General features: G+C 68.2%; 13 protein-coding genes. 4 read left to right on the forward strand and 9 right to left on the reverse strand.

All coding sequences use genetic code 11. The annotated features are described in order from the left end of the window. Positions 1 to 186: 186 nt before the first annotated feature. From K0H49_RS04815 to K0H49_RS04825, 3 genes are read right to left on the reverse strand one after another with little or no spacing between them, the layout of a single operon-like run. Positions 187 to 2,049: an IlvD/Edd family dehydratase gene (locus K0H49_RS04815; RefSeq protein WP_219209987.1), complete on the reverse strand. Its 1,863-nt coding sequence runs from the start codon at positions 2,047 to 2,049 to the stop codon at positions 187 to 189. A gap of 2 nt (positions 2,050 to 2,051) precedes the next feature. Beyond that, positions 2,052 to 3,068 (reverse strand): D-erythronate dehydrogenase, encoded by a 1,017-nt coding sequence (gene denD / locus K0H49_RS04820; protein WP_219209988.1) that lies wholly within the window; start codon positions 3,066 to 3,068, stop codon positions 2,052 to 2,054. Beyond that, positions 3,065 to 3,856, reverse strand: a complete 792-nt coding sequence (locus tag K0H49_RS04825) for a FadR/GntR family transcriptional regulator (protein ID WP_219209989.1) — start codon at positions 3,854 to 3,856, stop codon at positions 3,065 to 3,067. The genes denD and K0H49_RS04825 overlap by 4 nt, the downstream gene beginning before the upstream one ends. Positions 3,857 to 4,026: 170 nt before the next feature. Between K0H49_RS04825 and K0H49_RS04830 the strand changes: the two genes are divergently transcribed. From K0H49_RS04830 to K0H49_RS04845, 4 genes are all read left to right on the forward strand, one after another. Next, positions 4,027 to 5,100 (forward strand): ABC transporter ATP-binding protein, encoded by a 1,074-nt coding sequence (locus K0H49_RS04830; RefSeq protein WP_219209990.1) that lies wholly within the window; start codon positions 4,027 to 4,029, stop codon positions 5,098 to 5,100. A gap of 62 nt (positions 5,101 to 5,162) precedes the next feature. Next, positions 5,163 to 6,491 carry an ABC transporter substrate-binding protein gene (locus K0H49_RS04835; protein ID WP_219209991.1) on the forward strand — a complete coding sequence of 443 codons (1,329 nt, stop codon included), beginning with the start codon at positions 5,163 to 5,165 and terminating at the stop codon, positions 6,489 to 6,491. A gap of 109 nt (positions 6,492 to 6,600) precedes the next feature. Then, entirely contained in the window at positions 6,601 to 7,509 is a 909-nt protein-coding gene (locus tag K0H49_RS04840; RefSeq protein ID WP_374122305.1) for a carbohydrate ABC transporter permease, read from the forward strand. Next, positions 7,506 to 8,384: a carbohydrate ABC transporter permease gene (locus tag K0H49_RS04845; RefSeq protein WP_219209992.1), complete on the forward strand. Its 879-nt coding sequence runs from the start codon at positions 7,506 to 7,508 to the stop codon at positions 8,382 to 8,384. The genes K0H49_RS04840 and K0H49_RS04845 overlap by 4 nt, the downstream gene beginning before the upstream one ends. Positions 8,385 to 8,519: 135 nt before the next feature. Here K0H49_RS04845 and K0H49_RS04850 read toward each other — a convergent pair whose 3' ends face one another. From K0H49_RS04850 to glyS, 6 genes are read right to left on the reverse strand one after another with little or no spacing between them, the layout of a single operon-like run. Continuing rightward, complete coding sequence (locus K0H49_RS04850) at positions 8,520 to 9,491, reverse strand: M48 family metallopeptidase (RefSeq protein WP_257624587.1); 972 nt, start codon at positions 9,489 to 9,491, stop codon at positions 8,520 to 8,522. A gap of 14 nt (positions 9,492 to 9,505) precedes the next feature. Beyond that, entirely contained in the window at positions 9,506 to 10,240 is a 735-nt protein-coding gene (locus tag K0H49_RS04855) for a lysophospholipid acyltransferase family protein (RefSeq protein WP_219209993.1), read from the reverse strand. After that, complete coding sequence (gene gmhB / locus K0H49_RS04860; RefSeq protein ID WP_219209994.1) at positions 10,240 to 10,821, reverse strand: D-glycero-beta-D-manno-heptose 1,7-bisphosphate 7-phosphatase; 582 nt, start codon at positions 10,819 to 10,821, stop codon at positions 10,240 to 10,242. The genes K0H49_RS04855 and gmhB overlap by 1 nt, the downstream gene beginning before the upstream one ends. Further along, positions 10,818 to 11,354, reverse strand: coding sequence for a DUF6036 family nucleotidyltransferase (locus tag K0H49_RS04865; RefSeq protein ID WP_219209995.1), 537 nt, complete (start codon positions 11,352 to 11,354; stop codon positions 10,818 to 10,820). The genes gmhB and K0H49_RS04865 overlap by 4 nt, the downstream gene beginning before the upstream one ends. Beyond that, positions 11,341 to 11,673 (reverse strand): hypothetical protein, encoded by a 333-nt coding sequence (locus K0H49_RS04870; protein WP_183027464.1) that lies wholly within the window; start codon positions 11,671 to 11,673, stop codon positions 11,341 to 11,343. Before K0H49_RS04870 ends, K0H49_RS04865 begins: the two co-directional genes overlap by 14 nt. A 25-nt stretch (positions 11,674 to 11,698) precedes the next feature. Then, entirely contained in the window at positions 11,699 to 13,852 is a 2,154-nt protein-coding gene (gene glyS, locus K0H49_RS04875; protein ID WP_219213027.1) for a glycine--tRNA ligase subunit beta, read from the reverse strand. Positions 13,853 to 13,858 lie beyond the last annotated feature (6 nt).

Below are 13,858 nucleotides of genomic sequence, written 5' to 3' on the forward strand. Positions count from 1 at the left end.
GCAGGATGCGGCGCAGCCGCACCCCCCATTCTGACCAAGGATCAAGCCGGGCGCGAGAACGCGTGAAGGAACCGTCGCGAGCGCCCCGAGCCTGCCGCAGCCGCGCTCGGGACCGGCGCCGCACTCCCGTGCGGTGAGCACCGCAGGTGCGGGATCGGGGTGCGCAGCAGGTTCATTCGCGCGTTCTCAATGGTTGTCGCGCGGGATGCCGTACGTGGCGTGGATCTTCTGGTACTTCACCGCCGGCTTGAGCACCATGCCCTCCGACAGCTCGCCGATCACGCCGCGCTGGATCTCCTGCCACGGCGTCTGGCTCGGCGGGAAGGCGTAGCCGCCCGCGGCGTCGAGCTTGGCGCGGCGCTGGGCCAGTTCCTCGTCCGACACCAGCATGTTGGCGGTGCGCTTCTTCAAATCGATGCGCACCCGGTCGCCGGTCTTGAGCAGCGCCAGCGCGCCGCCCGTGGCCGCCTCGGGCGAGGCGTTGAGGATCGAGGGCGAGCCCGAGGTGCCCGACTGGCGGCCGTCGCCGATGCAGGGCAGCGCGGTGATGCCCTTCTTCAGCAGGTAGCTGGGCGCACGCATGTTCACTACCTCGGCCGCGCCGGGGTAGCCCACCGGGCCCACGCCGCGCATGAACAGCACGCTGTGCTCGTCGATCTTCATCTTCGGATCGTCGATGCGCGCGTGGTAGTCCTCGGGGCCGTCGAACACCACGGCCGTGCCTTCGAAGGCCATCGGGTCGGCCGGGTTCTCGAGGTAGCGCTGGTGGAACTCGGGGCCGATCACGCTGGTCTTCATGATCGCGGAGTCGAACAGGTTGCCCTTGAAGTTGAGGAAGCCGGCGTTCTTCTTCATCGGCTTGGCGTAGGGGAAGATCACCTTCCGGTCTTCGGTGAAGCGGCCCTTGCAGTTGTCGACCAGCGTCTTGCCGTTGACCGTGAGCGCAGGCTGGATCAGGTCCTTGCCGATCAGCTCGGCCACCACGGCCGGCACGCCGCCCGCGCGGTAGTAGTCCTCGCCCAGGTACTCGCCGGCCGGCTGCAGGTTGACCAGCAGCGGGATCTTGTAGCCGTGCTTCTCCCAGTCGGACGTGTGCAGCTCGACGCCGATGTGGCGCGCGATCGCGTTCAGGTGGATCGGGGCGTTGGTCGAGCCGCCGATGGCCGAGTTCACGACGATCGCGTTCTCGAAGGCCGCGCGGGTCATGATGTCCGAAGGCTTGAGGTTCTCGCGCACCATCTCAACGATGCGCCGGCCCGTCATGTAGGCCATCTCCTGGCGGTCGCGGTAGGGCGCGGGAATGGCCGCGCTGCCCGGCAGCGTCATGCCCAGTGCCTCGGCCAGTGAATTCATGGTCGAGGCCGTGCCCATGGTGTTGCAGTGGCCGGTCGAGGGGGCCGACGAGGCCACCAGCTTGAGGAAGCCCTTGTCGTCGATCTCGCCCGCGGCCAGCAGCTCGCGCGCCTTCCAGACGATGGTGCCCGAGCCGGTGCGCTCGCCCTTGTACCAGCCGTTGAGCATCGGGCCCGAGTTGAGCGCGATGGCCGGGATGTCGACCGTGGCGGCTGCCATCAGCTGGGCCGGCGTGGTCTTGTCGCAGCCGGTGGTCAGCACCACGCCGTCGATCGGATAGCCGTAGAGGATCTCGACCAGCGAGAGGTACTGCAGGTTGCGGTCCAGCGAGGCCGTGGGCCGCTTGCAGGTCTCCTGAATCGGGTGGATCGGGAACTCGAAGGCGATGCCGCCCGCGTCGCGGATGCCTTCGCGCGTGCGCTCGGCCAGCACCAGGTGGTGGCGGTTGCAGGGCGCGATGTCCGAGCCGGTCTGCGCGATGCCGATGATCGGGCGGCCCGACTGCAGTTCGTCGAGGCCCAGGCCGAAGTTCATGGTGCGCTCGATGTAGAGCGCGGTCATGTCGGTGTTGGCGGGGTTGTCGAACCAGGCCTGCGAACGCAGCTTCTGCGGTGCCGCCTTCTTGACCGCGGACTTCTTCTTCGTCGCTGCCGCGCTCTTCGACGCCGGTTTCGCCGTGGGGTTCTTGTTGCTCATTTTCAGGACATGCCTTTCAGGGTTTCGGCTGCGTTCGGCAGCGCTTTGCAATCTTCGATGTAGAGCCGGATGATGTCGGCGAAGTTGTCGTGCGGATGCAGGCCCAGCCCGGCCGCGCGCACCGCGGTCGAGCCGCTGGGCCAGTTGGCCACGATGCCCGCCACGCGCTCGTCGCGCTCGAAGCGCACCAGCGCACGCACCTTGGCACCGGCCACTTCCTCCAGCGCGTCGAGCATGTCGGCCACGCGCACGTTGAGCCCCGGCAGGTTGAGCGCGGTGCGGCCCACGAAGGCCTCGCGCGTGGCTTCGTAGACCGCGATCAGGCCTTCGACGGTGCGGGTGGGCGAGGCCATCGGGTGCGAGACCTCGGGCGACACCGGGCAGATCGATTCCACGCCCGCCAGTGGCTCGCGGATGATGCCGCTGAAGAAGGACGAGGCCGCGCCGTTGGGCTTGCCGGGGCGCACGGTCACGGTCATGAGCCGCGCCGCGCGGCCGTCGATGTAGCCCTTGCGCGTGTAGTCGGCGATCAGGTGCTCGCAGATCAGCTTCTGCGTGCCGTAGGAGGTCTGCGGCGTGGGCAGCGTGTCGTCGGCCACCAGCTTGGGGAAGGGGATGGCCGGGTCGGGCCCGAACACCGCGACCGAACTCGAGAACACGAAGCGCGTGACCTTGCCGCCGGTGTTGAAGTTGGCGCGCAGCGCGTCGAGCAGCGCGCGCGTGCTGTCGAGGTTGGAGCGCAGGCCCAGGTCGAAGTCGGCCTCGCACTCGCCCGACACCGCCGAGGCCAGGTGGAAGATGCCGTCGAAGGCCTCGGTCTTGAGCGCCTCGGTCTGGCCGAGCAGCGGGCCGGTGCGGGCCTCGACGCGTGCGTCGACCAGGAGGTCGGCCGGCGGGGGCGCGATGTCGGTCAGCACGATGCGCTCGATGCGCTGGCCCGCGAGCGTGCCGCGCGCGAGCAGGGTGCGCGCCAGGCGGGCGCCGAGAAAGCCGCCGCCGCCGGTGATCATCAGTTTCATGGGGTCTCCTTCAGGTGTTTGCTAGGGCTTGTGCGTGGTTTCGACGCCGCCTGCCGACGGCCGGCGATCACGCCGCCCTCGACCAGTCGGCGTTCGCCGGAAAGAATGTGCTCGGTGGCGCAGCGCCGCGCGCGGTCCGGATCGCGCGCGGCGATGGCCTCGACCATCGCGCGGTGCTCCAGCTGCACGGCCTGCATGAAGTCGAGCCGGCGCGCCTCGTTGCCGCGCGTGATGCGCATGCCTTCGCGCAGGTACTGCTCCAGAAAGCCCAGCAGCAGCCGGAACTGCGGGTTGCCGGTGGCCTCGCCGATCACGCGGTGGAAGGCCAGGTCCTCGGCCACGCCGTCCTGGCCGGCCGCGACCGCGGTGTCGATGGCCTTGAGCGCACGCCGCAGCGCCGCGATCTGGCTGCGCGTGGCGCGCTCGGCCGCCAGCGCGGCGATCTCGCCCTCGAGCACGCGCCGCACCTCGACCACATGCACCACGGCCTGGACCGAGCCCAGCACCATCGGGTCGAAGGCCAGCGGCTGGTTGAGCGGCGCCTGGGCGACGAACACGCCCGAGCCCTGGCGCGACACCACCAGTGCGCGCGACTTGAGCTGGTGCACGGCCTCGCGCACCACGGTGCGCGACACGCCGTGCTCGGTGGCCAGCTGCTGCTCGGTTGGCAGCCGATCGCCCGGGCGCAGCGCACCGGATTCGATCTGCGCGCCCAGCCGCAACGCCAGCCGATCGGACAGGCGATCGGCCACGCGACGGAGGGGCTCGGAGGGGGAGAGGGCCTGCACGGCAGTGGCGGTGTGGAGCACAGTTATCAGGTGATCATACAAATCTACAGGGGTTTTCTCCTACCGGTTTGCCCTGATACCGGAGCAAGGATGCAGTGTCGATACTGCGCTGGCTGCGATGCGGAGGTCTCCGAGTCGCGCCCTTCTTTGCGATCTTGAGGACTCCTTGCATGGCCAGTGTCACGATTCAGGCAGTCAGGAAGAGCTTCGGCGATGTGGCCATCCTGCATGGTGTGGACATCGATATTCCGGACGGCTCGTTCACGGTGCTGGTGGGGCCCTCGGGCTGCGGCAAATCCACGCTGCTGCGCATGATCGCGGGGCTGGAGGAAATCCACGGCGGCGAGATCCGCATCGGCGAGCGGCGCGTGAACGACCTGCCGCCCAAGGAACGCGACATCGCGATGGTGTTCCAGAACTACGCGCTGTACCCGCACATGACGGTGCGCGACAACATGGCCTTCTCGCTGGCCCTGGCCAAGGCCGACAAGGCGACCATCGAGACCAAGGTCAAGCGCGCGGCCGAGATCCTGGCCCTGGTGCCGCTGCTCGACCGCTACCCGCGCCAGCTCTCCGGCGGCCAGCGCCAGCGCGTGGCCATGGGCCGCGCGATCGTGCGCGACCCGCAGGTCTTTTTGTTCGACGAGCCGCTGTCGAACCTCGACGCCAAGCTGCGCGTGGCGATGCGCAGCGAGATCAAGGAACTGCACCAGCGCCTGAAGACCACCTCGATCTACGTCACGCACGACCAGATCGAGGCCATGACCATGGGCGACAAGATCGTGGTCATGCGCGATGGCCGCATCGAGCAGACGGGCAGCCCGCTCGAGCTCTACGACCATCCGGCCAACCAGTTCGTGGCCGGCTTCATCGGTTCGCCCTCGATGAACTTCCTGCCGGGCACGCTGCGCCGCGGCGCCGGTGCGGCCCATGTCGAACTCCACGACGGCACCCTGCTCGCGGCCCCGCTGCAGGCCGGCGGCACCGACGGCCAGCCGGTGGTGTACGGCACCCGGCCCGAGCATCTGACGCTGGCCGCGAGCGGCGGCATCCCCTCGCGCGTGGTGGTGATGGAGCCCACCGGCATGGACACCTTCGTGGCCTGCCGCCACGAGGGCGCCGAACTGTCGGCCGTGTTCCGCGAGCGCCACGACTTCGCGCCCGGCAGCACCATCCACCTGCAGCCCGACCTGCAGCGCGCGCATCTGTTCGATGCCGCGACCGGCCAAAGGCTTGCGGCCTGAGCGCCAGCCCTCCCCTCTTTTTCAGCCCCCCGGTTCGCTTACCTACAACGAAGGAGACATCCATGAGTGATTTCAATCGCCGCAAGTTTCTAGAAGGTTCCGCCGGCGTCGCCGCAGCCGCGACCATCGGCACGGGGACGGCCTTGTTCGCCCCGTTCGCGCAGGCCCAGACGCTGAGCTTCAAGCCGGAGAAGGGCGCCAAGCTGCGCGTGCTGCGCTGGAGCCGCTTCGTGCAGGGCGACATCGACGCCTACATGGCCAACGTCAAGAAGTTCACCGAGACCACCGGCGTCGAGGTGCGCGTGGACAACGAAGGCTGGGAGGACGTGCGTCCCAAGGCCGCGGTGGCGGCCAACACCGGCGCCGGCCCGGACATCATCCTGTCGACCAACGACGACGCCAACCTCTACCCCGACAAGCTGCTCGACGTGACCGACCTGGCCGAGTACCTGGGCAAGAAGTACGGCGGCTGGTACCCCGCGGGCGAGACCTTCATGCGCCCCGACGGCAAGCGCTGGCTGGGCCTGCCCCTGGGCGCCTCGGGCTCGCTGATCGTCTACCGCGAGAGCATGGTCAAGGCGGCCGGCTTCGATGCCTTCCCCAAGACCACCGACGACTTTCTCAAGCTCTACAAGGCGCTCAAGGAAAAGGGCACGCCGGGCGGCATGGCGCTGGGCAACGCGACCGGCGACAGCACCTGGTGCAACTGGCTGATCTGGTCGCACGGCGGCAAGCTGGTCGACAAGACCAACAAGGTGGTGATCGACAGCCCCGAGACGATCAAGGCGCTGGAGTACGGCAAGGAGCTCTACGCGAACTTCATCCCCGGCACGCTGTCGTGGCTGGACCCGAACAACAACAAGGCCTTCCTCGACGGCCAGATCAGCGTCACGAACAACGGCATCTCGGTCTATTACGCGGCCAAGAACTCGCCCGACCCCAAGCTCAAGGAGATGGCCGCCGACATCAACCACGCGGTGTTCCCGATCGGGCCGGTGGGCGTGCCCACCGAGTCGCATCTGTTCTTCAACCAGATGATCATGAAGTACACCAAGTTTCCGCAGGCGGCCAAGGAGTTCCTGCGCTTCATGATGGAGAAGGAGCAGTTCGACCCCTGGCTGCAGGGCGGCGGCGGCTACGTGGCGCAGCCCCTGCGCTTCTACGAGAACAGCGCGATCTGGAGCTCGGACCCGAAGAACACGCCCTACCGCGACTCGGTGAAGAACCTGCGTCCGGCCGGCTACGACGGCAAGCTGGGCTACGCCTCGGCCGGCGCCGCGGCCGACTTCATCATCCCGAACATGGTGGCCGAAGCCGCCAGCGGATCGAAGACGCCGAAGGAAGCCGCGGAGCGCGCGCAAAAACGCGCCGAGCGCTACTACAAGCTCTAAAGAGCTCCCTCGCCCTCGGTTGTACCGGGGGCCTCGCGGGCCGGCCATGCCGGTTCCGCGCATTTCCTGAAAAGAGCCGGCGCACGCGGCTCTGTCCATTGAGGGTCTCATGACGCTGATCCAGAGAATGCAGAACAGTCGCAATGCGCTCGGCTTCATGTTCATGTTGCCGGCCGCCTTGCTGTTGCTGGTCTTCCTCACCTATCCGCTCGGGCTGGGCACCTACCTGGGCTTCACCGATGCCAAGGTCGGGCGGGTCGGCCAGTGGATCGGCCTGGAGAACTACGAGTATCTGTGGGGCGACGCGGTCACGCGGCTGGCCCTGTTCAACACGCTGTTCTATACCTTCGTGGCGAGCGTGTTCAAGTTCCTGCTGGGCCTGTGGCTGGCGATCCTGCTGAACAAGAACATCCGCTTCAAGACCTTCTTCCGCGCCGTCATCCTGCTGCCCTACATCGTGCCGACCGCGCTGTCGGCGATCGCCTTCTGGTGGATCTACGACTCGCAGTTCTCGATCATCAGCTGGGCGCTGATGAAGATGGGCCTGATCGACGCCTATATCGACTTCCTCGGCAGCCCCTGGAATGCCCGCATCGCGGTGATCATCGCCAACGTGTGGCGCGGCGTGCCTTTCGTGGCGATCACACTGCTGGCCGGGCTGCAGACCATCTCGCCCTCGTACTACGAGGCCTCGGCCATCGACGGCGCGACGCCGTGGCAGCAGTTCCGCCACGTGACGATGCCGCTGCTCACGCCCATCATCGCGGTGGTCATGACCTTCTCGGTGCTGTTCACCTTCACCGACTTCCAGCTGATCTACGTGATCACCCGCGGCGGCCCGCTCAACGCCACGCACCTGATGGCCACGCTGTCCTTCCAGCGCGCGATCTCGGGCGGCGCCCTGGGCGAAGGCGCGGCCATCGCGATCGCGATGGTGCCCTTCCTGCTGGCCTGCGTGATGTTCAGTTTCTTCGGCCTGCAACGGCGCGCATGGCAACAAGGGGGCACCGACAAATGAGCAGCAACACCGCCCAGTCCGACACCGTCGGCATGAGCTTCCTGGACTCGACCCGCCGCAAGGCGGTGCTGGTCTACCTGCCGCTGTTCGCCTTCCTGGTCGTGCTGCTGTTCCCCTTCTACTGGATGGCCATCACCTCGGTGAAGCCCGACGCGGAGCTGCTGTCGCGCGATGGCAATCCCTTCTGGGTGATCCAGCCCACGCTGTCGCACTTCTACAAGCTGCTGTTCGAGACCTCCTACCCGCAGTGGCTCTGGAACACGGTGCTGGTGTCGGTGGTGTCGACCTTCGTCTCGCTGGCGGTGTCGGTGTTCGCGGCCTATGCGATCGAGCGGCTGCGCTTCAAGGGCTCCAAGCAGGTCGGCCTGTCGATCTTCCTGGCCTACATGGTGCCGCCGTCGATCCTGTTCATCCCGCTGGCCAACGTGGTGTTCAACCTCGGGCTGTTCGACTCGCGCTGGGCACTGATCCTGACCTACCCGACCTTCCTGATCCCCTTCTGCACCTGGCTGCTGATGGGCTACTTCCGATCGATCCCGGCCGAGCTCGAGGAATGCGCGCTGATCGACGGCGCCAACCGCTGGCAGATCCTGGTCAAGATCGTGCTGCCGCTGGCCGTGCCTGGCCTGATCTCCGCCGGCATCTTCGCCTTCACGCTGTCGTGGAACGAGTTCATCTATGCGCTGACCTTCATCTCCTCGTCCGAGATGAAGACCCTGCCCGTGGGCGTGGTGACCGAGCTGGTGCAGGGCGACGTGTACCAGTGGGGCCCGCTGATGGCGGGGGCGTTGCTGGGCTCGCTGCCCGTGGCCTTCATCTACTCCTTCTTCGTGGAGTACTACGTGTCGGGAATGACCGGCTCGGTGAAGGAATAAGAATGTGGCTCGCCCCCAGGCTGCGGCGCACTGCGTGTCGCCTCCTCCCACCCCCTACCGGGGGCGCAGCCAACGGCCCGGCGAAGCCGGTTCCGCGGCTGCTCTGGACAAGACGGGGGAAACGAAACGCCAGGGTCACCACTTCGGTACGGGTTGGTCCTTGAGCTGCTGGCGCAGCGCGCCGTAGTCGGGCACCACGCTCTCGACGGTTTCCCAGAAGCGGTGCGAATGGTCCATCACGCGCAGATGGGCCAGTTCGTGTGCCACCACGTAGTCGATCACCGGCAGGCCGAAATGGATCAGCCGCCAGTTGAGGCGGATCGAGCCGTCGATGCTGGCGCTGCCCCAGCGCGTGGCCGCATTCGACAGCGTGAGCTTCTGCCAGCGCACGCCGAGCAGCGGCGCGAAATGGTCGAGCCGCTCGATGAAGAGCTTGCGCGCCTGCCGCATGAGCCAGGCCTGCGCGACATCGCGGATCTGCGAGGGCTCGGCGTTCTGTGCCACGGCCAGCCGCAGCGCGCGCGGTGCGCCCGTGCCATCGGCCATGTCATCGAGCGCACCGCCCACGCCGATGAAGGCATGCTTCGGATCGAGCCGGATCGCGACCGTCTCGCCCAGGAAGGGAAAGGTCGCGCCGTCCTGCCATTCGATGCGCGTGGCTTCGACGCGCGCGTGGCGCTGCTGCGTTTCCGCGAGCTTGCGCAGGATCCAGTCGGCCTTCTCCTGCACCGCGGCATCGACATCGCGCAGCGCGACCCAGCGCGGCGCGCGCACCGACAGCCCTTCGGCGCCCACCAGGAAGCCGATGGTCTTGCGCTTGCCGCGCTTGAACTCGTAGGCCACGCGGGCCGACCCCAGCACCGCTTCGCGCGTGGCCTGCGGATGCACGAAGCGCGCGAGCGTCAGCGTGTCGCGCAGCGGGATCGCAGGCAACGCGGGGCCCGCATCGGACGCGTCCTGCTGCGGCAGCGGCGTCGCGACCGGCGGCGTGGGCGGTGCCGCCTTGCGCGCCCGCTTCTTCGGGGGCGGCGCCGGCGGCTCGGGCCGTGCGAACTCGCTGCCGAGCCCCTCGAACAGGTCCATGGTGAACTGCAGCAGGCCCTGCATCGGATGCTCTTTCTTCAGCGGTAGGCGTCCGGGTCGAGCCGGCGCATCTCGGCCTCGATCCAGGCCTCGACCTCGCGCATCAGCTCGTCGGGCTTGCGGCCCACGCTCGGGATCGCGGGGCCGATCGACACGTCGACCACGCCCGGGCGCTTGATGAAGGCCTTGCGCGGCCAGACCTTGGCCGAGGTCACGGCGATCGGGATCACGGGCGCGCCGGTCTCCACCGCGAGCCGCGTGCCGCCGCTCTTGTAGGTGCCCTTCTGGCCGCGCGGGATGCGCGTGCCTTCGGGGAACATGATGATCCAGATGCCCTGCGCGAGCAGGTCCTTGCCCTGGGCCACCACCTTGTGGAAAGCCTTGGCCTTCTGGCTGCGGTCGATGTGGATCATGTCCAGCCGCGCCATGGCCCAGCCGAAGAAGGGCACGTAGATCAGTTCCTTCTTGAACACGTAGGCCAGCGGATGCGGCATCAGCGTGGGCATGAGGAAGGTCTCGAGCGTGGACTGGTGCTTGACCAGCAGCACCGCGCCCGCGCGCTTTTCCTGCGGCAGGTTCTCCATGCCGCTCACGCGCGTGCGGATGCCCAGGATGACCCGGGCGCCGCCGATGGCCCAGCCCAGCCAGCGCTCGGCCATCCAGTAGAGGGGCTCGCCGCGGCGCCACAGCGACGCAACGCACATGATGATGCCCCAGGGGATCACCGTGACCAGCATCCACAGCATGTGGATCACCGAACGAATCAAGGCCATCAGACAGCCACCTGCAACAAGGCCTGCTGCGCTTCGCGCGCCAGCAGGAATTCAACGAAAGCGCCCAGGTCGTCGTGCACGTGCGTGTCGGGCGGGTACTCGGGCGGCAGCGGATCGACGTTGCGGCAGGCCGCGCCCATGCCGGTCAGCAGCAGGTGCGGCTCGCAGCCCGCGGCGGCGCCGGCCTGCAGGTCGCGCAGGCTGTCGCCGGCGGTCGGCACGCCCGCGAGGTCGATGCCGTAGCGCTCGCCGATCTGGCGGAACAGGCCGGGCTGCGGCTTGCGGCAGCCGCAGTCCTCGTCGGGGCTGTGCGGGCAGTAGAAGACCGCATCCACGCGCCCGCCCACCGCGGCGAGCATCTTGTGCATCTTGGCGTGCATGGCGTTGAGCGAGGCCACGTCGAACAGCCCGCGGCCCAGGCCCGACTGGTTCGAGGCGATCACCACATGCCAGCCCGCATGGTTGAGCCGGGCGATGGCTTCCAGCGCGTGCGGCAGCGGCGTCCACTCGACCTCGCTCTTGACGAAGTCGTCGCGGTGCACGTTGATGGTGCCGTTGCGGTCGAGGATGACGAGTTTCATGGGGTGTCCGTCCGGGCTTCGAGGGCGCGCCGATCGATCCACGCAAGGATCTTGGCCACCGGGTGCTGCGCCGCGTCCAGCATGTCGGCTCGCGCCTTGAGTAAGGCCGCACTGACGAGCGAATGCCGGATCAGTTCGCGCACGAAGGTCGCGTCCTTTTCTCTGGCAGCGACGCATTTGGACAATGCGAGATCGTGGAGATCGGGGCAGATGACCGTCAGCTCGCCGACGTAGTGCAACGTCGCACGCTGCATCCAGTCGGGCGGCATGACGGCGGTTTCCGGCCCGACACCGTCGGCGTGATAGCCGAAGGTGGTGTCGAAACTGGACAACGCACCGATGGCACCATCGATGAGGTCCGATTTCTCCGGGCTCAGCGCAGGATAGAGATCGAGTTCGCGTGAAACGAGCAAGGCGTCGGGCGCATTCGGCAACAGGAAAAGAAGCGCCTGACTGCCCACCACGACGAAGGACTGCTCCTGGGCGATGGCGGCAGCCGCACGCAGGACGTGCTCGACTTCACTGCGCTGCATCGCCGCTCCTGCGGGCGGCCTGCAACAGCTGGCTGCGTTCGGTCGCGCTGATCAGAACGCCCACCGGCGATACGTTGCGCAGTGCAGCCGCATGGTCGTCGACGCCGCAGGCGCCGCTCTCGATGGCGTCGATGCCGGCGTCGAGCAGGGTCTGCCACTCGTCCCAGTACGGATCCGAGCGCGTCGCACCTGCGCGCACGCGCCACTGCGACAGCGTGTGCGCCAGTTCCGCGATCCGCGACGGATCGGCGCGCAGCCGCGCGACTGCGAGGCGATGCGCCTGCAGCAGGAACGAGTCGATCTGCTGTTGCCGGTTCATGGATCGAATTATCGAGCGCGGTGCCTCAGGCCGCCAGCCGTTCGAGCTGCGCCACGCGGTTCATCGCCGCATGCAGCAGCATCAGCAGGCCCAGGCGGTTCAGCCGCAGGTCGACCTGTTCGGCGTTCACCATCACGCCGTCGAAGAAGGCGTCGACGGGTGCGCGCAGCGCGGCCAGGGTCTGCAGCGAGGCGGTGTAGTCGCCGGCGGCGAACTGCGCGTCGGCCGCGGGCACGGTCTGCTGCATCGCGTCGTACAGCGCCTTCTCGGCCGGTTCCTGCAGCAGCAGTTCGCTCACGTGGGCATCGGCCTCGGGCGACTTCTTGAGGATGTTGCCGATGCGCTTGTTGGCCGCGGCCAGCGCGGGCGCTTCGGGCAGCACCGCGAAGGCGCGCACGGCCGCCAGCAGCGCGGGCACTTCGGCCAGGCGCTGCGGGCGCGAGGCCAGCACGGCATCGACTTCCTGCGCGCTGGCGCCCTGCTCGCGCAGGCTGCCGGCGAGCCGGTCGAAGATGAAGGACTCGAGCGCATCGGTCGGGTCGGTCAGCGCGGCGCCGCCGGCCAGCGGTGCACTGAAGGCCGCGAAGGCCTGGGCCAGCACCTCGCGCAGCTGCAGCGGCAGCTTGCCCTCGATCAGCATGCGCAGCACGCCCAGCGCATGGCGGCGCAGCGCGAACGGGTCGCGGTCGCCGGTGGGCAGGTTGCCGATGCCGAACATGCCGACCAGCGTCTCGAGCTTGTCGGCCATCGCGACCACGGTGCCGACCGCGTGGCGCGGCAGCGTGTCGCCGGCGAAGCGCGGCTTGTAGTGGTCCTCGATGGCGTCGGCCACTGCGGCGTCGAGGCCGTCGTGCAGCGCGTAGTAGCGGCCCATCGTGCCTTGCAGTTCGGGGAACTCGCCCACCATGTCGGTCACCAGGTCGGCCTTGGCCAGCTGCGCGGCCTGCACGGCCTTGGCGGCCAGGCCGGTGTCGCCGGTCGATTCGGCGATCTGCGTGGCGATGGCCTGCGCGATGCGCATCACGCGCGCCACGCGCTCGCCCTGCGTGCCCAGCCTGTTGTGATAGACCACCTTGGCCAGCGACTCGACGCGCGAGGCCAGCGACTTCTTGCGGTCCTGGTCGAAGAAGAACTTGGCGTCGGCCAGGCGCGGGCGCACCACGCGCTCGTTGCCGCCGATCACGGCGCTGGCATCTTCCGGCGAGATGTTGCTCACCACCAGGAACTGGTGGGTCAGCTTGTCGGTTGCATCGAGCAGCGGGAAGTACTTCTGGTTGGCCTTCATCGTGAGGATCAGGCACTCCTGCGGCACGTCGAGGAACTCGCGCTCGAATTCGCAGACCAGCACGTTGGGGCGCTCGACCAGTGCCGTGACTTCGTCGAGCAGCGCATCGTCATGGATCGGCTTGACGCCGCCGCCGACCTTCGCGGCGGCCGCGGCCAGCTGGCGCACGATCTCGGCGCGGCGGGCGTCGAAGGACGCGATCACCGCGCCCTCGTCGGCCAGCTGCTGCGCATAGCTGTCGGCATTGCGCAGCACCACCGGATCGACCTGGGCCTCGAAGCGATGGCCGTGCGTGTCGCGGCCGGCGTGCAGGCCCAGCGCCTCGATCGCCACCACGTCGGCACCGTGCAGCGCGACCAGGCCGTGCGCGGGGCGCACGAAGCTCACGCTGCTCCAGCCCGGCAGTTCGCAGCCGCTCTCGAGCTGGTAGCTCATGACCTTGGGGATCGGCAGCTTGGCGATGGCTTCGGCCAGCGCCTTCTGCAGGCCCTCGGCCAGCGTGGCGCCCTTGGCGGTGCTTTCGTAGAACAGGGCCTCGCCCTTGCCGTCGGGCGCGCGCTTGAGCCCGGGCACGGCGGAGGCGTCGGCGCCCAGCGCGCCCAGGCGCTTGAGCAGGGCCGGCGTGGCGTTGCCCGACGCATCGAGGCCGACGCTCACCGGCATCAGCTTCTGCGAGACGGCCTTGTCGGCGGCCTGCGCCAGCACGCCCGTAAGGTGCGCGGCGAGCCGGCGCGGGGACGCGAACGCCGTGAGCACGCTCTCGGCGGAGGCCAGCCCCTGGGCGACCAGCTGGTCGCGCAGCACGCCGGCAAAGGCATCGCCCAGTTTCTTCAGTGCCTTGGGCGGGAGTTCTTCAACGAACAGTTCGACCAGCAGGTTCTTGGTGGGAGTCATCGTCAT

Origin of the sequence: Variovorax boronicumulans, assembly GCF_019352895.1 — a bacterium.
In the GTDB taxonomy this organism is placed as follows: domain Bacteria; phylum Pseudomonadota; class Gammaproteobacteria; order Burkholderiales; family Burkholderiaceae_C; genus Variovorax; species Variovorax boronicumulans_A.

Coding starts and splice junctions, on each gene's coding strand:
- K0H49_RS04830 (WP_219209990.1), top strand. CDS start 4,027: ATGGCCAGTGTCACGATTCAGGCAGTCAGGAAGAGCTTCGGCGATGTG.
- K0H49_RS04850 (WP_257624587.1), bottom strand. CDS start 9,491: ATGCAGGGCCTGCTGCAGTTCACCATGGACCTGTTCGAGGGGCTCGGC.
- K0H49_RS04855 (WP_219209993.1), bottom strand. CDS start 10,240: ATGGCCTTGATTCGTTCGGTGATCCACATGCTGTGGATGCTGGTCACG.
- glyS (WP_219213027.1), bottom strand. CDS start 13,852: ATGACTCCCACCAAGAACCTGCTGGTCGAACTGTTCGTTGAAGAACTC.
- K0H49_RS04870 (WP_183027464.1), bottom strand. CDS start 11,673: ATGAACCGGCAACAGCAGATCGACTCGTTCCTGCTGCAGGCGCATCGC.
- K0H49_RS04835 (WP_219209991.1), top strand. CDS start 5,163: ATGAGTGATTTCAATCGCCGCAAGTTTCTAGAAGGTTCCGCCGGCGTC.
- denD (WP_219209988.1), bottom strand. CDS start 3,068: ATGAAACTGATGATCACCGGCGGCGGCGGCTTTCTCGGCGCCCGCCTG.
- K0H49_RS04865 (WP_219209995.1), bottom strand. CDS start 11,354: ATGCAGCGCAGTGAAGTCGAGCACGTCCTGCGTGCGGCTGCCGCCATC.
- K0H49_RS04815 (WP_219209987.1), bottom strand. CDS start 2,049: ATGAGCAACAAGAACCCCACGGCGAAACCGGCGTCGAAGAGCGCGGCA.
- K0H49_RS04840 (WP_374122305.1), top strand. CDS start 6,601: ATGACGCTGATCCAGAGAATGCAGAACAGTCGCAATGCGCTCGGCTTC.
- gmhB (WP_219209994.1), bottom strand. CDS start 10,821: ATGAAACTCGTCATCCTCGACCGCAACGGCACCATCAACGTGCACCGC.
- K0H49_RS04845 (WP_219209992.1), top strand. CDS start 7,506: ATGAGCAGCAACACCGCCCAGTCCGACACCGTCGGCATGAGCTTCCTG.